The sequence below is a fragment of the Streptomyces sp. SudanB52_2052 genome (assembly GCF_964272415.1).
GTDB classification, from domain to species: Bacteria; Actinomycetota; Actinomycetes; order Streptomycetales; family Streptomycetaceae; genus Streptomyces; species Streptomyces olindensis.
Map to the genome: position 1 here is coordinate 8374243 of NZ_OZ186796.1, position 20031 is coordinate 8394273.

At 70.0% G+C, this 20031-nt stretch carries 16 protein-coding genes; 10 read left to right on the top strand and 6 right to left on the bottom strand.

Annotated features, from left to right (window positions below):
• Nucleotides 1–3 precede the first annotated feature (3 nt).
• The 6 genes from ACSUPV_RS37630 (at nucleotide 4) to ACSUPV_RS37655 (ending at nucleotide 8734) form a co-directional block, all read left to right on the top strand.
• The gene (locus tag ACSUPV_RS37630; RefSeq protein WP_436949501.1) at nucleotides 4–1206 is read left to right on the top strand and encodes a mandelate racemase/muconate lactonizing enzyme family protein; all 1203 of its coding nucleotides are present in this window, start codon (nucleotides 4–6) and stop codon (nucleotides 1204–1206) included.
• Nucleotides 1203–1514, top strand: a complete 312-nt coding sequence (locus ACSUPV_RS37635) for an SDR family oxidoreductase (RefSeq protein ID WP_436949502.1) — start codon at nucleotides 1203–1205, stop codon at nucleotides 1512–1514. Before ACSUPV_RS37630 ends, ACSUPV_RS37635 begins: the two co-directional genes overlap by 4 nt.
• 68 nt (nucleotides 1515–1582) lie before the next feature.
• Nucleotides 1583–2464 (top strand): RNA polymerase sigma factor, encoded by an 882-nt coding sequence (locus ACSUPV_RS37640; protein WP_382611653.1) that lies wholly within the window; start codon nucleotides 1583–1585, stop codon nucleotides 2462–2464.
• 413 nt (nucleotides 2465–2877) lie between these two features.
• Entirely contained in the window at nucleotides 2878–4326 is a 1449-nt protein-coding gene (locus ACSUPV_RS37645; protein WP_436949503.1) for an RICIN domain-containing protein, read from the top strand.
• A 170-nt stretch (nucleotides 4327–4496) separates the two neighbouring features.
• On the top strand, nucleotides 4497–7418 hold the full coding sequence (locus ACSUPV_RS37650) for a glycosyl hydrolase family 95 catalytic domain-containing protein (RefSeq protein ID WP_436949504.1): 2922 nt from the start codon (nucleotides 4497–4499) through the stop codon (nucleotides 7416–7418).
• Complete coding sequence (locus ACSUPV_RS37655) at nucleotides 7415–8734, top strand: ricin-type beta-trefoil lectin domain protein (RefSeq protein WP_436949505.1); 1320 nt, start codon at nucleotides 7415–7417, stop codon at nucleotides 8732–8734. The genes ACSUPV_RS37650 and ACSUPV_RS37655 overlap by 4 nt, the downstream gene beginning before the upstream one ends.
• 242 nt (nucleotides 8735–8976) lie before the next feature.
• Here ACSUPV_RS37655 and ACSUPV_RS37660 read toward each other — a convergent pair whose 3' ends face one another.
• Together ACSUPV_RS37660 and ACSUPV_RS37665 are read right to left on the bottom strand one after the other, a co-directional pair.
• Nucleotides 8977–10485 carry an MFS transporter gene (locus tag ACSUPV_RS37660; protein WP_436949506.1) on the bottom strand — a complete coding sequence of 503 codons (1509 nt, stop codon included), beginning with the start codon at nucleotides 10483–10485 and terminating at the stop codon, nucleotides 8977–8979.
• A gap of 22 nt (nucleotides 10486–10507) precedes the next feature.
• Nucleotides 10508–11812 (bottom strand): oxygenase MpaB family protein, encoded by a 1305-nt coding sequence (locus ACSUPV_RS37665; RefSeq protein ID WP_436949507.1) that lies wholly within the window; start codon nucleotides 11810–11812, stop codon nucleotides 10508–10510.
• Between the two features lie 211 nt (nucleotides 11813–12023).
• On the opposite strand from ACSUPV_RS37665, the gene ACSUPV_RS37670 reads away from it, so the two are divergent.
• Entirely contained in the window at nucleotides 12024–12689 is a 666-nt protein-coding gene (locus ACSUPV_RS37670; protein WP_436949508.1) for a TetR/AcrR family transcriptional regulator, read from the top strand.
• Between the two features lie 131 nt (nucleotides 12690–12820).
• Here ACSUPV_RS37670 and ACSUPV_RS37675 read toward each other — a convergent pair whose 3' ends face one another.
• The 4 genes from ACSUPV_RS37675 to ACSUPV_RS37690 are packed head-to-tail and all read right to left on the bottom strand — an operon-like array spanning nucleotide 12821 to nucleotide 16592.
• Entirely contained in the window at nucleotides 12821–13489 is a 669-nt protein-coding gene (locus ACSUPV_RS37675) for a response regulator (protein WP_389622262.1), read from the bottom strand.
• Nucleotides 13486–14805 carry a sensor histidine kinase gene (locus tag ACSUPV_RS37680; protein WP_436949509.1) on the bottom strand — a complete coding sequence of 440 codons (1320 nt, stop codon included), beginning with the start codon at nucleotides 14803–14805 and terminating at the stop codon, nucleotides 13486–13488. The genes ACSUPV_RS37675 and ACSUPV_RS37680 overlap by 4 nt, the downstream gene beginning before the upstream one ends.
• A 24-nt stretch (nucleotides 14806–14829) precedes the next feature.
• Nucleotides 14830–15663, bottom strand: a complete 834-nt coding sequence (locus ACSUPV_RS37685; RefSeq protein WP_436949510.1) for an ABC transporter permease — start codon at nucleotides 15661–15663, stop codon at nucleotides 14830–14832.
• Nucleotides 15663–16592 (bottom strand): ABC transporter ATP-binding protein, encoded by a 930-nt coding sequence (locus tag ACSUPV_RS37690; RefSeq protein ID WP_436949511.1) that lies wholly within the window; start codon nucleotides 16590–16592, stop codon nucleotides 15663–15665. Before ACSUPV_RS37690 ends, ACSUPV_RS37685 begins: the two co-directional genes overlap by 1 nt.
• 327 nt (nucleotides 16593–16919) lie before the next feature.
• On the opposite strand from ACSUPV_RS37690, the gene ACSUPV_RS37695 reads away from it, so the two are divergent.
• The 3 genes from ACSUPV_RS37695 to ACSUPV_RS37705 are packed head-to-tail and all read left to right on the top strand — an operon-like array spanning nucleotide 16920 to nucleotide 19993.
• Nucleotides 16920–17453, top strand: a complete 534-nt coding sequence (locus ACSUPV_RS37695; RefSeq protein WP_436949512.1) for a 2,4'-dihydroxyacetophenone dioxygenase family protein — start codon at nucleotides 16920–16922, stop codon at nucleotides 17451–17453.
• 30 nt (nucleotides 17454–17483) lie between these two features.
• Nucleotides 17484–18833 carry an MFS transporter gene (locus ACSUPV_RS37700; RefSeq protein ID WP_436949513.1) on the top strand — a complete coding sequence of 450 codons (1350 nt, stop codon included), beginning with the start codon at nucleotides 17484–17486 and terminating at the stop codon, nucleotides 18831–18833.
• Nucleotides 18830–19993, top strand: a complete 1164-nt coding sequence (locus ACSUPV_RS37705; protein ID WP_436949514.1) for a 2,3-butanediol dehydrogenase — start codon at nucleotides 18830–18832, stop codon at nucleotides 19991–19993. Before ACSUPV_RS37700 ends, ACSUPV_RS37705 begins: the two co-directional genes overlap by 4 nt.
• Nucleotides 19994–20031 lie beyond the last annotated feature (38 nt).

Here is a 20031-nt window from a genome sequence, read left to right on the forward strand (position 1 = left end):
CGCATGCGCATCACCGGGTACAGAACCCTGACGACGGCACAGCGATGGGGTCGATCCGTAGGTGACGCCAACGGCGTCTACTCCGACGGCGTCGTGCCCGTGCCGGTCGTCATCGTCGAGACCGATGAGGGGATCACCGGAGTCGGCCTGGGACCGCACGTGGAAGCCGAGGCGATCTTCGCCGCCATCGACGGCCAGGACCCGCGCGCGGTGACCGCCCTCTACGACCGCATGCTGCGGCACACCTTCAAAGCCGGGCATGCCGGCGTGGTGTTCGGCACGATCGGCGCGTTCGACACGGCGTTGTGGGACATCAAGGCACAGGCCGTGGGCGAGCCGCTGTGGCGGTTGCTCGGCGGCAACGACCGCATGGTCCACGCCTACGCGTCCGGCCTGGACATCGGCCTTACCGACGACGAGCTCGTCGCCACCTACCAGGTCTACGCCGAACGCGGGCTGAGGGCGGCGAAGCTCAAGGGCGGCCTGGACATCGAGCGTGACCGTCACCGGCTGTCTCTCGTACGCGAGGTGCTGACCGAGGCCGCGCACGGGAGGCGGCCAGGGCTCATGCTGGATGCGAACGAGTCCTGGAGCCGCAAGCAGGCGGTACGCCACGTCGGTGAACTGGAACGCACACTCGACCTGACCTGGATCGAGGAGCCGGTCCGGCGCTGGGACGCCGACGGCCTGGCCGCGGTCAGCCGTGGCGTACGGACGGCGGTCGCCACCGGGGAGAACCTCACCGGCCTCGAGCAGTTCCGCCCGCTGATCGCAGCGGGAGGCGTCGACATCGTCCAGACGGCCGCGGTCTGGGGAGTCACCCACTTCCTGCGTGTCGCCGCGCTGGCGCACGCCTACGACCTGCCGGTCAGCCCGATCGGCAACACGCCCGTCGCGCTGCTGCACGCCGCGACGTCGGTGCCCAACCACCTCGTCAGCGAACTGCAGGGCCTGCAGCCGCCGATCGGCGTCGCGATGGACCTGCACGTCGAGGACGGCGCCTTCGTGCTCGGCGACACGCCGGGCCTGGGCATCCGGATCGACGAAACGGTGATGACCGCGGCCCGTCAGCGAACGGCACACGCATCCGCAGGACCGCACATTCGGCCGGAGCAGGCCGGCCGGCGGCTGCTCGCGGCCACCCCTGGACCATGCCCATCCACCGCGGAAGGGACGTTCGACACCATGAGGATGGAGGACCGATGAAGGCAGTTGTCCACCGCGGGGCCCGCACCCGCGAGATCGAGAGCCGGGCCGCCGAGGCGCCGGCCCTCGGGAGGGAGTGGCGCGGGCGCGACGTCAACGTCGACGCACCGGGCCGCATCGCCACCGACGACACCGAGGCGTTACGCGCGGACCCCCAGCGCGACCAGACGATCCTCGGCCGGATCCCGGCCGGTCGTTGCAGACGCGCCGGCGATCTCGCCCGGGCCACGGTGTTTTTCGCCTCCCCGGCGTCGGACTACGTCAACGCCACCGTTCTGCCCGTTGACGGCGGATGGCTGGGGCGATGATGGGCCGCCAGGCATTACCAGTCGGCCGCACCCGAGTCGATCGTGCCTGCGATCCCGAGGGGGGCGACGTGCGCGGCACCTGGGGCGGCCCTGCCCGAGGCAACGTGTACGGGCTCGGGAAGCGAGCCGGCCGAGCCGACGAGCCGAACCTGGTCCTCGCCGCACAGGCCGGCGATCCACGAGCGCTCGACGACCTGGCCGCGACGTACCTGCCGCAGGTGTACGCGATCGTGCGCAGGGCACTGGGCGAACTCGCGGACGTCGACGACGTGGTGCAGGAGACGATGCTGCGAGTCCTTCCCGAGCTGCGCACGTTGCGCGCCCCGGAGTGCTTCCGGCCCTGGCTGGCCACGATCGCGACACGACAGATCAGCACCCATCTGCACCGGCGGCAGACGGACGCCGAACGGACGGCCCCCCTCGACGAGATGACCGACCCGCCGGACGCCGACGCCGAGAACCTGGCCCTGATCCACATCGAGCTGTCCGGTCATCGCCGAAAGGCCGTACGCGCCAGTCGATGGCTCGACCCGGACGCCCGGGCGCTGCTGTCGCTGTGGTCGCTGGAGACCGCGGGCCGGCTGACGAGGGCGGAGCTCGCGGCGGCGCTGGGAACGAGCGTGGCTCACGCGGGTGTGCGCGTCCAGCGGATGCGCAATCAGCTGGAGCTGAGCCGGTCACTCGTCGCCGCGCTGGAAGCCAGCCCCCGGTGCCCACAGCTGACCGCTGCGCTGGGGGGCTGGGACGGCGTACCGAGCACGCTGTGGCGTAAGCGCATCACCCGGCACACCCGATCCTGCGCGGACTGCGGCCGGGCCGCCGGCGAAGTGGTACCCCTTGAGCGGCTGATCGTCGCCTTGGCGTTGCTCCCGTCCCGTCGGCGCGGTCGGCCATGGTGTTTCGGCACTACGGCGAATGCGAATGCGACTGTTCAAGCCGGTCGCCGATAACGAAAACCGCCGCGATTCACACACGTCTGTCACTCCAATTCGCCGTCTGAAAACGTTATGCGGGGTGGCCGTCAATAGTCCCGCTTCTCCGGTTGGTTGCACGACGGCTCAAGCCCGCAATTATCGACGGTTCCCTCTTGAATGGACCATGTCAATCTGTCAATCTTTTTCACGGATTGCAGGCGCCAACACAGTGATGTGGCTCCGACTGCGAAAGGTCGAACGAGGTTTTCCGGGCGCCACGGCAGCGACATGACGCTGACATGCTCGCTGCGCGAGCGATCTGGGAGGGGGCCGGCGTGGAGAGGGCAAACTCCGCGCCGGCTCGCCCGGCTGCCGGCAGGCGGCGGCCGACGTCGACAGATCCCGCACAGCGCAGACGTGACAACACCGCCGACCGGGAAGGCACGACCATGCCCCACACCCATCGCCGGCGCCACCTCGCCCGGGCGCTCGCCTGCATCCTGACCGCCCTCGGCGCGCTCGCGGTCGTCGAGCCCCGGAGCGCCTCGCCGGCCGCCGCCGCCGACACCGCCCAGTTCCGCGGCGTCAACTGGGCCCGGCTCGGTGACAACTTCCACGGTGGACCGCTGGTCCTGCACGGGTTGAGCGGCTCCGACAGCTACCAGACGGTCGTGGCGAAAGCCAACGCCGTATACACCGGCTTCGAGACCAACCTCGGCGCCAACACCGTCCGGCTCCCGATCAACACCTACACAGTGGGGACGAGCTGGTGGAGCGCGTACACGGGCGCGATAGACGCGGCCACCGCGAAGGGATTCAAGGTCGTCCTCTCCTATTGGGAGGACGGGGTGGCCGCCCGCGACGGTCGCATCGTCAACCCGGGCGCCTTCGACACCATGTGGAACACCGTGCTTGCCCGGTACGGCACCAACAGCCTCGTCTACTTCGAGCCGATGAACGAACCTGCCGGGCACAGTGCCGGCGAGTGGGCGAACGTGGTGAGCAACTGGATCAGCAGCCACCCGTCGATTCCGCGGAACCGCATCTTCGTCAGTGGCGCCGGCCTGAACACCGACATCAAGTCCATGTGCGCCGACCGCCGCCTCGACGGGACGTTCCTGTCGCTGCACCACTACACGTTCTTCAGCGGCGCGAAGACCTACGACCAGTGGGTGGCGTACCTGCGGAACGCGATCGGCTCCTGCGCCGACCGCACGGTCGTCGACGAGTTCGGCGCGCCGATGGACACCGGGCTCAACTACCACGACGCCGGCAGCACCGACAACTTCGTGCGCTACTTCCGGGCCACCACCACGGTGCTCCGGGAACTGCGGATCGGCTCCATCTACTGGCCCGGGCTGGGCGGGAAGATACGCGCCGGTCAGGATGACGACTGGTATGCCATGCAGAAACTGCACGGCACCGGTACCGACCTCACGCTCAGCACCCCCAGCGCCAGCGGCCGCGAGCGCCTCCGGTACGGCTGGGGCCTGGACGGCGACGCCCCGGCCCCGACCAGCCTGCTGCGCAACGTCGGCACCGGGCGCTGTCTGGACATCCCGGGCGGGAGCACGGCGAACCTCCAGGTCCAGGTGGCCACCTGCGCCGACTCGGCCGGCCGGCAGTGGACCTCGACGGCCGGCGGACAGATCACAGCACTCGGCGGCCAGAAGTGCCTGGACGCGTACAGCAGCGGGACGACGAACGGCACCGTGGTCGGCACGTGGGCGTGCAACGGCGGCGACAACCAGAGGTGGACGGTGGGCGCTGACGGCACCATCCGCAGCGTTCACTCCGGCCTCTGCCTCGACGTGAACACCGCCACCTTCAAGGCGCAGCTGTGGGCGTGCTGGGGCGGCGACAACCAGAAATGGCAGATCCAGCACTCTGACGCGTGACGCGACGCCCGACTCGGCGGACACGGTCGACGGTGACCGCCTCCACGGCCGAGCCGATGGCAACGCCTGCGGCTCGTCGGAGCAGCCGGCGTGCGGCCGTCGCCTCTCTCACCGGCGGTTTGTCATCACCCAAGTCAGTGACCTGCTCCAGTCCGTGAAGGGAGTACGACATGTCCGAGGTGACACGCAGACGGTTTCTCGCCGCCGGGGCGGCGGCTGGTGCAGGGATCGTGCAGGGTGGGTGGACGGCCGCTGCCAGGGAGGGCTCGGCCGCGCCGCGGAGGGTTCTGGCCGCCAACGACCTCGCCCTGTGGTACGACGAGCCGGCCGGCGCGGACTGGCTGCGGGCACTGCCGATCGGCAACGGACGTCTGGGCGCGATGGTGTTCGGCAACGTCGACACCGAACGGCTGCAGCTCAACGAGGACACCGTCTGGGCCGGCGGTCCGTACGACTCCGCCAACCCCCGCGGCGCGGCCAACCTCGCGGAGATCCGACGGCGGGTCTTCGCGGATCAGTGGGGGCCGGCGCAGGATCTGATCAATCAGACGATGCTGGGCAGCCCAGCCGGACAATTGGCCTACCAGCCGGTCGGAAACCTTCGGCTCGCCTTCGGCAGCGCCACCGGTGCGTCGCAGTACAACCGGACGCTGGACCTCACCACCGCCACGGCCGTCACGACCTACGTGCTGAACGGCGTGCGGTACCAGCGTGAGGTGTTCGCCAGCGCACCCGACCAGGTGATCGTGACCCGGCTGACGGCCGACCGCGCCAACTCCCTGACCTTCACCGCCACCTTCGACAGCCCACAACGCACCACGGTGTCCAGCCCGGACGGGACCACGATCGCCCTCGACGGCACCTCCGGCACCATGGAGGGCATCGCCGGGCGGGTCCGGTTCCTCGCCCTGGCCCACGCCGCCGTGACCGGCGGCACGGTCAGCAGCTCGGGCGGCACGCTGCGGGTCTCCGGCGCCACCAGCGTGACGGTGCTGGTGTCGATCGGCTCCAGCTACGTCGACTTCCGGAACGTCGGCGGCGACTACCAGGGGATCGCGCGGCGCCACCTCGACTCCGCCCGCAACGTCGGCATCGACGAACTGCGCAGCCGGCATCTCGCCGACTATCAGGCGCTGTTCAACCGGGTGTCGGTCGACCTGGGACGTACGGCGGCGGCCGACCAGCCGACCGACGTACGGATCGCGCAGCACGCGCAGGTGAACGACCCGCAGTTCTCCGCCCTGTTGTTCCAGTTCGGCCGGTATCTGCTCATCTCGTCCTCGCGGCCGGGCACCCAACCGGCGAACCTGCAGGGCATCTGGAACGACCAGATGGCTCCGTCCTGGGACTCGAAGTTCACCATCAACGCCAACCTGCCGATGAACTACTGGCCCGCCGACACGACGAACCTGTCCGAGTGCTTCCGCCCGGTCTTCGACATGATCAACGACCTGACCGTGACCGGCGCCCGGGTGGCCCAGGCGCAGTACGGCGCCGGCGGCTGGGTGACGCACCACAACACCGACGCGTGGCGGGGCGCCTCGGTCGTCGACGGAGCGCAGTGGGGGATGTGGCAGACCGGTGGCGCCTGGCTGGCCACCCTGATCTGGGACCACTACCTGTTCACCGGTGACATCGACTTCCTCCGCTCGAACTACCCGGCCCTGAAGGGCGCCGCCCAGTTCTTCCTCGACACCCTGGTCGCCCACCCGACGCTCGGACACCTGGTCACCAACCCGTCGAACTCTCCGGAGCTCGCTCACCACGCGAACGCCACCGTCTGCGCGGGGCCCACCATGGACAACCAGATCCTGCGCGACCTCTTCAACGGCGTCGCCCGCGCCGGCGAAGTCCTCGGCGTGGACGCCGCCTTCCGCGCTCAGGCACTGGCGGCCCGGGACCGCCTGGCGCCGACGCGGGTCGGCTCCAGGGGCAACATCCAGGAGTGGCTGGCCGACTGGGTGGAGACCGAGCGGACTCACCGGCACGTCTCCCACCTGTACGGTCTGCATCCGAGCAACCAGATCACCAAGCGCGGGACACCCCAGTTGCACGAGGCCGCGCGGCGGACGCTGGAGCTGCGCGGTGACGACGGGACGGGATGGTCGCTCGCGTGGAAGATCAACTTCTGGGCACGGTTGGAGGACGGCGCCCGGGCCCACAAGCTGATCCGGGACCTGGTGCGGACGGACCGGCTCGCGCCCAACATGTTCGACCTGCACCCGCCGTTCCAGATCGACGGCAACTTCGGCGCCACCTCGGGCATCGCGGAGATGCTGCTGCAGAGCCACAACGGCGAACTGCACGTGCTGCCGGCGCTGCCGGCCGCCTGGCCCACCGGGCGCGTGAGCGGGCTGCGCGGCCGCGGCGGATACACCGTCGGCGCCGAGTGGAGCAGCGGCCGGATCGAGTGCGTCGTCACACCCGACCGAACCGGTGCCGTCCGGGTGCGCAGCCGGATCTTCGCCGGCGACTTCACGCTGAAGGACGAATCGAGCGGCGATCCGGTCCAGCCGAAGCGGCTCGAGGCGGATCTCATCGAGTTCTCCGGCCAGGCCGGCCGCACCTACCGCGCGTCCGCACTCATGTCCGGGCCGGTGGAGACCGGCGTGGCCTATCGGCTGGTGGCCCAGCACAGCGGCAAGGCCGCCGACATCAACGGTGCGTCCACGGCCGCCGGCGCGCGGCTGATCCAGTGGCAGATCACCGCCGGTCCCAACCAGCACTTCGAGTTCCTGCCCTCCGACGGCGGGCACTACAAGATCCGGCTCGGGCACAGCGGTCTGTTCCTGCAAGCCGCCGGTAGCGGCAGCGGCGCCGACATCACCCAGCAGCCGGACACCGACACCACCGCCCAGCAGTGGCGGACAGTCGACCACGGCGGTGGCGTGATCAGTCTGGTCAACCGGCAGAGCGGCCTCGCACTGGACGTGTGGGAGGCCTCCACCGCCGACGGAGCCCGCATCTCCCAGTGGGCGGCCACCGGCAGCGCCAACCAACGATTCCAACTCCACCGCGTCCAGCCCCAGGGCGAACTGCGGCCCGACCGACCAGTCAGAGCCATGTCACCGAGCAGCGAGGGAGTCGCATGATGTCGATCCACAGATGGTTGTTCGGGCGAGCCGTGTTGGCGGCATTGCTCGTTCTGGCCATGGCCGGCGTGGCAGGAGTCAGCGTTGCGGCCGGCACGTCGCCCACCGCCGGGGCCACCCTCGCGGGGACCGCCGGATGCGGACGTGCCCCCACACTGACGAGCGGTACGCACACGATTCAAAGCAACGGTAAGAGCCGCTCCTTCATCCTGAGCATCCCTGAGAACTACGACAACACCCGCCAACATCGACTGGTCTTCGGATTCCACTGGTTGGGTGGCACCGCCGGGCAGGTCGCCGGCGGCGGAAGCGATGGCGATGTCTATGCCCACTACGGACTCCGCCGACTGGCGAACAACAGCGCGATCTTCGTTGCTCCGCAGGGCCTCAACAACGGCTGGGGCAACTCCGGCGGCGAGGACGTGACCTTCGTCGACGACATGATCAGGCGTATCGACAACGACCTCTGTGTCGACACCACGCAGCGCTTCGCCCTCGGGTTCAGCTACGGCGGAGCCATGAGCTACGCACTCGCATGTGCCAGGCCGAACGTCTTCCGTGCGGTCGCCGCGATAGCCGCCCCCGGGGGGATCAGCGGCTGCAGCGGGGGCACCCAGCCCTTCGCGTACATGGGAATCCACGGCATCAACGACAACATCGGCGCCGGTCGCGGGATGCGGGACAGGTTCGTCAGGAACAACGGCTGTACTCCCCAGAACCCGCCGGAGCCCGCGCAGGGCAGCCGCACCCACATCACCACCGCCTACTCGGGCTGCCGAGAGGGGTATCCGGTCGTCTGGGCCGCGTTCGACGGGGGTCACCAGCAAGGCCCCGTGGACGGGTGCGCCGGCTGCGAGAGCGGCGCCAGGAGCTGGGTCAAGGGAGAGATCTGGAGCTTCTTCACGGGCGCCGGCCCGAACCCGACTCCTCCGGACCCGACCGCATTCCGGCTGCGGAGCCAGTCCGCCGACCGATGCCTGGACGTCAGCGGTGCCAACTCGTCCAACGGCGCCCAGATGATCATCTGGGACTGTCACACCGGCACCAACCAGCAGTTCACTCAGTCCGGACAGACCCTGCGCGTGATGGGCAGATGCCTGGACGTCCCGAGCAACGCCGCCTCCGGCACCCGAGCACGGATCTGGGACTGCACCGGCGGCGCGAACCAGCAATGGAATGTGAACACCGACGGAACCGTCAGGCACGTCCAGACCGGACTCTGCCTGGACGTCAACGGCGGTAGCACCGCCAACGGCGCTGCGGTGATCGTGTGGAGCTGCCACACCGGTGTCAACCAACGCTGGACCCGAGCGTAAGCAGAGGTGTGAAGGCGGCCGCAGCAGTCGCGGCCGCCTTCATCTCCAGTCGGCCCAGCCCCTCGGGAGTGCATTCGGGCCGCGACGGGCACCGGACCCCGATCGTCGGCGATCGTCGGCGCGACGGGAGTGAGGACTCGCCGACAGATCTGCTGCACGGCCGCGGAGGACCGGCGACGCCAGGGTGCCGAAAGGGCCGAACCGACCCGGTGCAACGGGTCGGTTCGGCCCCTGCTCGGACGTCACATGTGTACGACGGGGGCGGCGTCAGGGTCCTGCTCCGGTACGCCGCGTCGGTAGAGGATGACGCTGATGACCAGGCCGACGGCGAAGAATACGGCCGACCACCAGTAGGCGGTGGAGTAGGCCTCCAGGCCCGCATGGGCCTGCACGGCGGGGTCCCTGGGGTCCTTGCCGGTCAGATAGTCGGTGGCGGCGCTGGTGGCGAGGGTGTTGAGCAGGGCGGTGCCGATCGAGCCGCCGACCTGCAGCATGGCGTTGACGGTGGCGGAGGCGACCCCGGAGTGCTCGGCGTCCACGCCTGTGACGGCCAGGCTCATGCCAGGGGGCATCACCAGGCCGAGGCCGAGACCCACCACGACCAGAGTCGGCAGGATGCCCGTGACGTAGGAGCTGTGCAGGTCGAGGGCGGTCATCCAGACCATGCCGGCGGCGGCCAGGCCCATGCCGAGGGGGACCACCGGCTTGGGGCCGATGCGGGGGATCAGTACGCTGGTGGCGAGGGTGGAGCTGATCACCAGCGCGCCGGTCATGGGCAGGAAGGCCAGCCCGGTCTCGATGGGCGTGTAGCCGAGGCTCTGCTGCAGGTAGTAGGTGAGGAAGAGGAACACCCCGAACATGCCGGCGCCGCTGATCAGCACGGCGATGAAGGAGGCGCCGCGGTTGCGGTCGAGCAGCACGCGCAGGGGCAGCAGGGCGTGGGAGGACCTGGTCTGCCACACGGTGAACGCGGCGAGCAGGACGACTCCGGCGACCAGCCAGCCCCATGTTTGCGGCGAACTCCAGTCATGGCTCTCGGCGTTGGCAAAGCCGTAGACCAGGCCGAACAGGCCGCCGCCGACGAGGATGGCGCCGGGGATGTCCAGGCTGGTGGTCTTGTCGCGGTGGGAACGGCGCAGAAGGAGGGCACCTCCGAGGAACGCCACACCGGCGAAGACGAGGTTGACGTAGAGGGTCCAGCGCCAGTCGAGGTGCTCGGTGAGCACACCGCCGAGCAGCAGGCCGATGGCACCGCCGGCGCCGGCGATGGCGCCGTAGACCCCGAAGGCCCTGGCGCGCTCCTTGGGGTCGGTGAACGTCGTGGTCAGCAGTGACATCGCGGCCGGTGCGAGCAACGCCCCGAACAGGCCCTGACCGACGCGCGCGGCGACCAGCATCTCGAAGCTGTTCGCGGCGCCGCCCAAGGCGGAGGCCCCGGCGAAGCCGACCAGTCCGACCAGGAAGGTGATCTTACGGCCGAACAGGTCGGCTATGCGTCCGCCGAGCAGCAGCAGGCTGCCGAAGGCGAGGGCGTAGGCGGTGACGACCCACTGCCGGTCGCCGTCGGAGAAGCCCAGGTCCTTCTGGGCCGAGGGCAGGGCGATGTTCACGATCGTCGAGTCGAGCACCACCATGAGCTGAGCTACGCCGATGACGGTGAGAATCCACCAGCGATGGCGAGGCGGCGCGCCGGAGGACGGGAGCGGGGACACGGTGGCCGTGGCCGGTGTGTCGAGGGACGTTTGCGACATGACGAAGTCTCCAGAGAAGTGGTCAAGGAGCAGAAGGTGCGGTGATGTGATGCGGACGGCTGCTTCGTTGGAGCTCGTCACGTGATGCGGTCGGTGATCGCGTAGCCGTCAGGCCGCCGGCGTACCTGGGCGACGGACTCCTGCACGGCGCTGAAGAGCGACACCGAGGGGGAAGAACAGCCGCGATCGGTTGCGATGCGGGCCCGGGCTCTTCGGCGGCCTGTCGGCGGGCTGCCTGCGCCGAGGCGGGGGAGAAGGTCTGCCAGTAGCGGGCCTGCCGGTTCAAGGTGCTGATCAGCGGCATCAGGTCGCTCGCGGCCGGGACGTCGGGGATGCCCAGCCGGTCTGCTGCCGTGTTCCCGAGGGACCGCCGCAGCACGCAGTGGATGAGGTCTTCCAGCTGCTTCTCGGACAGGACCGCGCCCGGCGCGTGAGCCGTCGCACGGGCCTGTGCGTCGATCATGGCGGCTGTCGCAGCGCGTGAGGTGGCATCGGGTGCGGCCGTCATGGTGTTCAGCAGGTCCTGCAGGCGGCGGGCACCGGCGTGGTCGGCGACGTCCTTGTACAGGCGCTCGTCGAGCCCGAGGAGATGGGCCACGTAGGACCAGTACCGGTAGAGGTGGCTCTCCTCCTCGGCAGTGATGTCGATGCCGACGGCCGCCAGGGCCTGGCAGGCGGTGAGGGTGAAGCCGAGCCAGGTGCGTGCCGTGTCGAGCTGACCGATCGGCAGACCCGGGACGCCCATGTCCCAGTCCGTGAGGGAGGTGGCCCGCATGCGGGCGTGGCGCAGCCGGGCCTCGACGGTGGCCACGTACCCGGGCCCTCCGCGCAGCAGCCCGCCCGGCCGGATGATCCGCCGCGCCCACACCCCGGTGTCCGCGAGCCGGCGCGAAAAGGTCGGCGTCGGCCTGTCGGTTCGGATCAGCAGCCGTGCGGTGGCCGGGGAGGCGTAGGTGTGGGCGAGCGCACCGGTGATCACGCAAAGGCCGAACCACAGGGGCGGGACGGACAGGCTCACGGTGTCGCCGCGGTGGAGCAGCAGAGGGTCGACCCAGGAAGGGGGCGTCTCCACCTGCTTCAGCAGCGCGGCGACGGCTTCCGGGGGCCGCTCGTCGAGACCTGCCAGCCCTTTCCTCAGGCCGGCGTCGAGAGCCTGCCGCGCCTTGGGGCCGTAGAGGTCCAGTTCGGCGATGACGGCGTCGGCGAGCGGATCTCCGGCGGTGAGCAGCGACGCCATGCGGTCGGCCTTCTTGGAGGGCCGGCGTCCCACCGCTTCCAGGGCGATCACTGGTTCGGAGGGTGAGTGGGGGGTGTGGTTCGCGGTCATGTGGCTCTCTCACTTCCGAGAAGGTGCGACCAGGGCGTCGGACGCACTCAGTTCCCGAGCCGATCGGGGAGGTGGGGATGTCCGTCACGAATAACGTCTGACAGCTGTCAGATTAGAGGTAATCTGACAGCTGTCAAGTAAGCTTGGTTCTCGTGAGCCCAGGGTCGGCTGCGGGTGACCCACGCACGAACCAGCAGTCATGGAGGCAGTGATGGAAGTACGAAGCGAGTCCGTCAGGCGGCCGGGGCGCCCAGGGGCCGGCACTCCGGCGGTGCCCGGGGAGGAGAGCATCCTCCAGCGGGGCCTCGAGGCCTTCGCGGAGCTGGGCTACGACCGTGCCTCCGCACGTGAACTGGCCCGCCGCCTGGGCGTCAGCCACAACTTCATCAACGACCGGTACGGGTCGAAGGCGGCCTTCTGGCGTGCGGTCATGGACCATGCGCTGGGGCCGCAACTGGAGCGCCTGCTACAGGCGGATCCCGGGATCGACGACGCCGAGCGGCTGCGCCGGATCGTCACCGGCTTCTACCGCGCCGCGGCGGACACGCCGTTGATCGGACGCGTCTTCGTCGACGAGTCGTCCCGGGACACCGAACGGTTGGACTACCTGTACGAGCGCTTCGTCGCTCCGACCCTTCAGCTCATGACGCCCAGCATCGAGCGGCTCGTCGCCTCCGGACGCATGGCGCCCATTCCGCAGGACGTGCTGTTCTTCGCTGTCATCCCGCCCGTCGCGGGAATGGTGGAGGGCCCTCTGGCGCGGCGCCTCGGCCGACCGGAATCCGCCTCGTCACAGCAGCTCACGGACACGGCGGAGGCGCTGGCGACGCTCGTGGTCAACGGACTCCTCGCGACGGGTACGCAAAGGGACCGGTGAGCTCGGCCGGGGGCCCGTCCGGCCGTCGACGGCCGGACCGGCGTGCTGATCCTCGCGACCTCCAACACGTCGGGCACCGCCGTCATGTAAGGATGTCGACCTCCGCTCCGGCCCGTGGCAGGCTCGGCCGACTACGACTTGGCTCTGACCAGACCGGTGTCGTACGCCGTGATGACGGCCTGGATGCGGTCGCGGGCGCCGATCTTGGCGAGGACGCGGCCCACGTGCTTCTTGACGGTGGATTCGGTCAGGACGAGGCGCTCGGCGATCTCGGTGTTGGTCCAGCCCTGGCCGATGGCGACAAGGACTTCGCGTTCGCGGTCGGTGAGGGTCTTCAGGCGGGGATCCTCGGCGGGTGGCCTGTCCGCGGGGGCCAGGACCCGGTGGGTGTAGGCGTCCAAGAGGCGACGGGTGAGGCGGGGGGAGACGACGGCGTCGCCGGTGGCGACCGCGTGGATGCCGGCGACGAGTTCCTCGGGGCGGGCGTCCTTGAGCAGGAAGCCGCCGGCGCCGGCGCGCAGGCCTTCGTAGGCGTACTCGTCGAGGTCGAAAGTGGTGACGATGAGGACGCGGGTGCGGCCGCCGGCGGCGATGATGCGACGGGTGGCCTCGATGCCGTCCATACCGGGCATGCGGATGTCCATGAGGACGACGTCGGGGCGCAGTTCGGCAGCCAATCGCACGGCCTCTGCGCCGTGTTCCGCCTCGCCGACCGGGGTCAGGCCGGGGGTGCCCTCCAAAAGCATGCGCACGCCCATGCGTTGCAGTGGCTGGTCGTCGGCGATGAGGACGGTGGTCATGGCTGATGATCTCCTGGGGGTACGTCGAGGACGACGTCGACGAGCCAGCCGTGGCCGGCGGCACGCGGGCCGAGGATGACGGTACCGCCGTACATGGCGGCCCGCTGGCGGATGCCGACGAGCCCGTGCCCGGCGTCGCCGGACCGCGCGCCGGCGGCGGCTGCGCCGGTGTCGGCGACCTTGATGTGCACGGTGTCGGTGTCCTTGGCGACGGCAATGTCGGCCGTGGCGCCCGGACCGGCGTGCTTGAGGGTGTTGGTGAGGGCTTCCTGCACGATGCGGTACACGGTGAGCTGAACGCCGCTGCCGAGGGCGTCGAGGTCGCCCGTCGTCCGGTAGGTCACGGGCAGCCCCGCCGCGCGCACGCGCGTCAGCAACGCGTCCAGGTCCCGGATGCCGGGCTGCGGGCCGAGCGGCCGTTCGTCCTGTTCATGTCCCCGCTCCTCGCGCAGCACGCCGAGGACGCGCCGGAGTTCGCTCATCGCCTGGCGGCCGGTGTCGGCGAGGATGCGCAGGGCGTCGGCGGACGTCTCGCCGCGGTTGGTGGCGAGGGTGGCGGCGCCGTCGGCAACGCTGACCATGACGGAGAGGTTGTGGCCGACGATGTCGTGCATCTCGCGGGCGATGCGGGTGCGTTCGGCGGCGGTGGTGAGCCGGATGCGCTGGTCCTGCTCGATCTCCAGGCGTGTGGCCCGGTCCTCCAGTGCCGCGAGGTAGAGGCGGCGGATCCGCAGCGTCAGGCCGATGGCGATGGCCGCCGTCGCCGTGCCCATCAGGAAGAAGAGACCGAGGAAGGGGTGCTCGACGGGGGCCAGCAGCCCGACCGCCAGGGTCAGTTCGGCCGCGGTGAGAGCGGCGGCCCAGCCGAGTGCGCGCAGTGATCCGTGCAGGGCAAGGCTGTAGAGGGCGATGAGCGCGGCCATGCCGGGTTGTTGCCATACCCCCAGCGACCACTGGGCCACTGACACCGCGGAGATCACGAAGTACGTGACGGCCGGGGCCCTGCGGCGCCACCACAGCGGCACGACGAGTGCGACGGCGAAAGCGACCAGCACCGGCATGGGCAGGTGGCTGCGGTCCGTCGTGTCCCCGAAAGGGCCGTGCCGGCTGGGGGACAGCAGGTCGGGAAGGCTGAGCAGGGCGACGACGAGGACGACCGCGGTGTCGAGCACCCACGGATGCCGCTGGTCGAGTCGGCGTCGGGCGCTCTGACCGCGCACCATGCAGCGCAGCAGCGGGTGCGCCCAGACATCGGCGAGACCGGGGGACGGCGCGGTGGCCGTCCCCCGGGCGGTGGTCGCGGGGGCCTGTCTCATGATCCCACTGTCTCGCACCGCCTTTCAGGCGTCGCTCTTGAGGAGCCGCCAGGCGGCTCCGGCGAGGGTGAGGGCCACCCATCCGGCGAAGACGGCGAGTCCTGCTCCGGGGGAGAGGGCGTCGGAGGACTCGTGCAGGGCGTACATCGCCGAGCCAGCGTTGCTGGGGAAGTAGGGGTTGATGTTGTCGTAGAGGGAGTCGGGCAGGAGGGAGGCCAGGCCCGGGAGGATGAGCAGGACGCCGACCAGGACCGCGATCGCTCCGGCGCTGGAGCGCAGCAGGATGCCCAGGGCGACACCCGCGACGGCGACCAGGGCCAGGTAGAGGCCGGCACCGGCCAGGCTGCGCAGCACACCGTCGTCGCCCAGGGACAGGGCGATCTTCTCGCCGTCCAGGCCCAGGGTGCCCAGCTGGAACGCGGTCAGGGCGCCGAGCGTGGTCAGGACCAGGATGACGGGGCCGATCACGGCTGCCTTGGACCACAGGACCGGCAGGCGGCGGGGAACGGCGGTGAGGGTGGAGCGGATCATGCCGGTGGTGTACTCGCCGGCCGACAACAGGACGCCGAGCACACCGACGGCCAGCGACGCGAAGGTCACCCCGAGCAGGGCGAGGCTGACCGCGTCCTGCTCGCCGGAGCCGGGTCCCGGCGGTCCGTCCTGGGTGGCCGCGTCGGGGCTGTAGGTGGCGGAGGCGATCGAGCCGAGGGCGATCAGCAGGACCACGGCGACGGCGAGGGTGATCCAACTGGAGCGCAGCGACCAGAACTTGGCCCACTCCGCGCGCAGCACCCGCGGACCGGTGACCTTGTAGGCCCGGGTGCCTGCCCGGGCGGGGGAGAGTTCGGTGACGGTCATCAGGCTGCCTTTCGCTCGGTCTCGACGGGATGGCTCTGGTACTCGACGACGTCCCTGGTCAGGTCCATGAACGCCGCCTCCAACGAGACGGCCTGCGGGGTGAGTTCGTACAACGCCACCCCGTGCTCGGCCGCGATCCGCCCGATCTCCCGGGCGTCGCGTCCAAAGACCAGGAGTTCCTCGGCGGACGAGGAGGAGATCGTCATGTCCGGCCCCGCCAGCAGCGAGCGCAGCCTGTCGGCCTCGGCGGAGGCGACCTTCACGCCGCCGCCGCTCGCCTCCCGGGTGAAGTCGTCGACGGTGGTGTCCGCGAGCAGCCGCCCACGGCCGATGATCACCAGATGGTCCGCGATCATCGCCGTCTCGCTCATCAGGTGCGAGGAGAGCATCACCGCCCGGCCCTCGTCGGCCAGCGAACGCAGCAGATTGCGCACCCACAGCACGCCCTCGGGGTCGAGGCCGTTGACCGGCTCGTCGAGCATGACGATCGCGGGGTCGCCGAGCAGGGCCGCCGCGATACCGAGCCGCTGGCCCATGCCGAGCGAGAAAGCCCCGACCCGCTTACCGGCCACGCTGGTCAGCCCGGCCAGGTCGATGACCTCGTCCACCCGGCGCCGCGGAATGCCGTGCGTGTACGCGAGCGCCATCAGATGGCTGAACGCGCTGCGGCCGGGGTGGACGGACCTGGCCTCCAGCAGGGTGCCGATCTCGTGCAGCGGTGCCATGTGCTTCGCGTACGACTTGCCGTTGACCGTCACCGAGCCCTTGGTGGGGGAGTCCAGGCCGACGATCATGCGCATGGTGGTGGACTTGCCGGCACCGTTGGGGCCGAGGAAGCCGGTGACCTCACCGGGCTTGACGGTGAAACTCAACTCGTCGACGACGGTCTTGTCGCCGTACCGTTTGGTCAGCTCACGCGCTTCGATCACGGGTGTGGGCCTTTCCCTCGGACTCGGCCGGGCGAGCGCCGCGGCCTGTGCACTCGACGTTAGAAGCGCGGCCGGCCCGAGCCCTGGGACCACGGGGGACACTTGACCGCCCGAGTGGTACGGCGGTGCCACTCGGCGCTGATCACCGGTACGCCTCAGGTATGACACGCCGACGGTAGGCGGGGGAGTCGGCCCACCGCCGCGCACTCGACGGCGTGGAGACGGCGCATGTCCCAAACAGGCAATTCGCCATGTCTCCCACGGGAAAGACCTGGCCACGGCTCTGAGGGTTCACTGTCGGCCACCTCGACGAAAAGGAGCCGAAACATGCCCGAGGAAGCCAGGTCGGAATTCTGGAAGGGCCTCAAGCCGATCACCGACTCGGTGAAGCCCGACGCGCAACCGGAGGTCTATCTGTCCCAGGTGGCCACCGACGACGACCGGTACTACGCACCGCTCAGCGAGACCGTCGGCTCGCGCCCGCTGTGGATCAACGTCAAGGACAACTCCTGGGCCGACATCCTCTGCGCCAAGCAGGCCGGACTCGTCAACCGGCACTACCACCCGCACGAGGTCTTCGCGTACACGATCTCCGGCAAGTGGGGCTACCTGGAGCGGCCCTGGACCGCGCGGGCCGGTGACTTCGTCTACGAGGCCCCCGGCGAGGGACACACGCTGGTGGCCTACGAGAGCGACGAGCCGATGAAGGCGTTCTTCATCGTCAAGGGTCCGTTGATCTGGCTGGACGAGGACGGCAACACCACCGGCTACTTCGATGTCCACGACTACATCGAGCTGTGCAGGAACCACTACGAGAAGGTCGGCATCGGTGCCGACTACGTCAACTCACTCTTCCGGTGACCCCGGTCCTACCGCTCGAACGAGGTTTCGATGCCACGTATCCGTCCCCGCATGCGGCCCGAGGCAGAAGCGTCCGCGGCCACCGGCACCACTGCCCGCCGCTATGAGAACCGGCTGCTGCTGATCCTTTTCCTGGCCTTCGGATTCGTCTTCTTCGACCGCCAGGCGTTGCCGTTCCTTGCCCCGTTCATCAGCAAGGAAATCCATCTGTCCAACACCGAGCTGGGCACACTGTCAGGAGTGCTGGCACTCACGTGGGCACTGTCCGGGCTGGTGGCCGGCCATCTGTCGGACAAGCTCGGCAGACGCAAACGCATTCTGATCGCCGCGGTGGTCCTCTTCTCCTGCTTCTCCGCGGCGGGCGGGCTGATGACCGGCTTCCTCGGTCTCCTCGTCGCCCGGGCCCTGATGGGCTTGGCGGAGGGAGCCGTGCTGCCGCTGGCCCAGTCACTGATGGTGGAGGCCTCCCGGGAGAGCCGTCGCGGTCTCAACATGGGGCTGCTCCAGGGCTCGTCGGCAGGACTGATGGGCGGGATCCTCGCCCCGCTGGCGGTGGTGTGGCTGGCCGAGCTCCATGGCTGGCGCACCGCCTTGCTCGTGACGATCGTGCCCGGTCTGCTCATCGCGGCCTGGATCGCGAAGTCGGTCAGGGAGGTGCCTCCCGGCGGCCGGGTCCAGGTCGCCGCCGCCGATGCAGAGGTCATCCCCGAGACGACGGCCGGCCCCAAGCCGTCGGTGCGGGAGGTTCTGCGACACCGCAACATCGTCCTGTGCATGGCGGTCGCGTGCTGCTACCTGACCTGGTTCATCGTCATCGTCACCTTCACCCCTACGTACCTGCTGACCGTCAAGGGCTTCTCCCCGAGCACCATGAGCGGCGTCATGACCTGCCTGGGAGTGGGGTGGGTACTGTGGGGGTTCCTCACCCCGGCCGTCTCCGATCGCGTAGGCCGCAAGCCGACCATGATCGCCTTTTCCGCGACAGCGGCCCTGTGTCCGCTCGCGATTGTGTACGTCAGCGATCCGGTGGTGCTGGGCCTGGTCATCGTGCTCACCTACACCGGGCTCGGCTGCTTCACCCTGTTCATGGCCACCATCCCCGCCGAGACGGTGCCCCGTGGCGCGCTGGCCACCGCGCTCGGGCTGGTCATGGGAGTCGGCGAGCTGGCCGGTGGCTTCCTCGCTCCGGTGATCGCCGGGCGCGCGTCGGACGTCTGGGGCCTGCAGACGGCCATGTTCATCTCCGCCGGCGGCGCCGTCGCCGTCGTCCTGCTCTCCCTCGGCCTGCGGGAGACCGCGCCGGGCGTGCTGCGCCGGCGGGCCGAGCGGGCCGAGGCTGCGGTCGGCCCGGGCGCAATGGTGGCGGGAGCGGCCGAATGAGGGCCGACACGCGGCGTATGCGGGCCGCTGTCTGGTACGGAGCCAGGGACGTCCGGATGGCCGAGGTGGACGTGCCCACACCCGGGCGCGGCGAGGTGCTCATCGAGGTCGCCTACTGCGGCATCTGTGGCAGCGACCTGCACGAGTACGTCGACGGACCACACGCGATCCCCGTCACGAAGCCGCATCCGGCTTCCGGCGTCACAGCTCCGCTCGTCCTCGGCCACGAGTTCTGCGGGACCGTAGTGGCCCTCGGGCCGTCGGTGACCGACCTGACGATCGGCGACCGGGTGGCGGTCGAACCGAACTATCGGTGCGGGACATGCCCACGCTGCCGGGCAGGCGAGTACAACATCTGCCGGCACTTCGGGTTCGCCGGGCTGATGGGGAACGGCGGCATGGCCGAGTACGCGGCCATCCCCGCCTACATGGCGCACCGCCTCCCCGAGACCGTGTCGCTGGAGCAGGCCGCGCTCTTCGAACCGGCCTCGGTCGCCCTGCACGCCCTACGGCGCGCCGGGGCCCTGCCCGAGACAGTGGCGGTGGTCGGCCTGGGCCCGGTCGGGCTGCTCACCGTCCGGCTCGCCGCGGAACGCAACGTGCGGCGCATCGTCGCCGTCGACGTTTCCCCGGCTCGCCTGCACCGCGCCGCCGGGCTGGGCGCCACCGATCTGGTCGACGCCGGCGTGGGGGAAGGCGCCGGGGAGCGTATCCGTGAGCTGACCGGCGGAGAGGGCGTCGATGTCGCGTTCGAAGCGGTCGGCTCTGAGAGCGCCCTGCGCACCTGCCTGGCCGCGACTCGGCGCGGCGGCCGGGTCGTCCTCGTCGGTCTGGCCCCTCAGGTGTCCCTGGACACCTTCGCCCTGGTCAACAACGAGCAGTCGATCGTCGCCAGCGTCGGCTACCGCGACACCTATCCGGAACTCATCCGGCTCGTCGCCGAGCGGGGGCTGGACCTGACACCGGTCGTCACCTCGACCATCGCCCTCGACGCTCTGGTCCCCCATGGCTTCGAGGCGCTGCTGGACGGTCCGGGAAACCAGGTCAAGATCCTGGTCGACCCCGCCGCACACCGTGACCGCCTCGACCACCTCGTCCCCTGCGCGGCATCAGCCGAGACCGCGACGCACACGACCTCGGACCGCGGGAGGAGGTGCTGAGCCTGGCCTCCGCGATCGTGCAGGCGTGGCTCGGGACG

Coding starts and splice junctions, on each gene's coding strand:
- ACSUPV_RS37630 (WP_436949501.1), top strand. CDS start 4: ATGCGCATCACCGGGTACAGAACCCTGACGACGGCACAGCGATGGGGT.
- ACSUPV_RS37705 (WP_436949514.1), top strand. CDS start 18,830: ATGAGGGCCGACACGCGGCGTATGCGGGCCGCTGTCTGGTACGGAGCC.
- ACSUPV_RS37665 (WP_436949507.1), bottom strand. CDS start 11,812: ATGACCGCGAACCACACCCCCCACTCACCCTCCGAACCAGTGATCGCC.
- ACSUPV_RS37650 (WP_436949504.1), top strand. CDS start 4,497: ATGTCCGAGGTGACACGCAGACGGTTTCTCGCCGCCGGGGCGGCGGCT.
- ACSUPV_RS37685 (WP_436949510.1), bottom strand. CDS start 15,663: ATGACCGTCACCGAACTCTCCCCCGCCCGGGCAGGCACCCGGGCCTAC.
- ACSUPV_RS37660 (WP_436949506.1), bottom strand. CDS start 10,485: ATGTCGCAAACGTCCCTCGACACACCGGCCACGGCCACCGTGTCCCCG.
- ACSUPV_RS37675 (WP_389622262.1), bottom strand. CDS start 13,489: ATGACCACCGTCCTCATCGCCGACGACCAGCCACTGCAACGCATGGGC.
- ACSUPV_RS37680 (WP_436949509.1), bottom strand. CDS start 14,805: ATGAGACAGGCCCCCGCGACCACCGCCCGGGGGACGGCCACCGCGCCG.
- ACSUPV_RS37700 (WP_436949513.1), top strand. CDS start 17,484: ATGCCACGTATCCGTCCCCGCATGCGGCCCGAGGCAGAAGCGTCCGCG.
- ACSUPV_RS37670 (WP_436949508.1), top strand. CDS start 12,024: ATGGAAGTACGAAGCGAGTCCGTCAGGCGGCCGGGGCGCCCAGGGGCC.
- ACSUPV_RS37645 (WP_436949503.1), top strand. CDS start 2,878: ATGCCCCACACCCATCGCCGGCGCCACCTCGCCCGGGCGCTCGCCTGC.
- ACSUPV_RS37635 (WP_436949502.1), top strand. CDS start 1,203: ATGAAGGCAGTTGTCCACCGCGGGGCCCGCACCCGCGAGATCGAGAGC.
- ACSUPV_RS37655 (WP_436949505.1), top strand. CDS start 7,415: ATGATGTCGATCCACAGATGGTTGTTCGGGCGAGCCGTGTTGGCGGCA.
- ACSUPV_RS37695 (WP_436949512.1), top strand. CDS start 16,920: ATGCCCGAGGAAGCCAGGTCGGAATTCTGGAAGGGCCTCAAGCCGATC.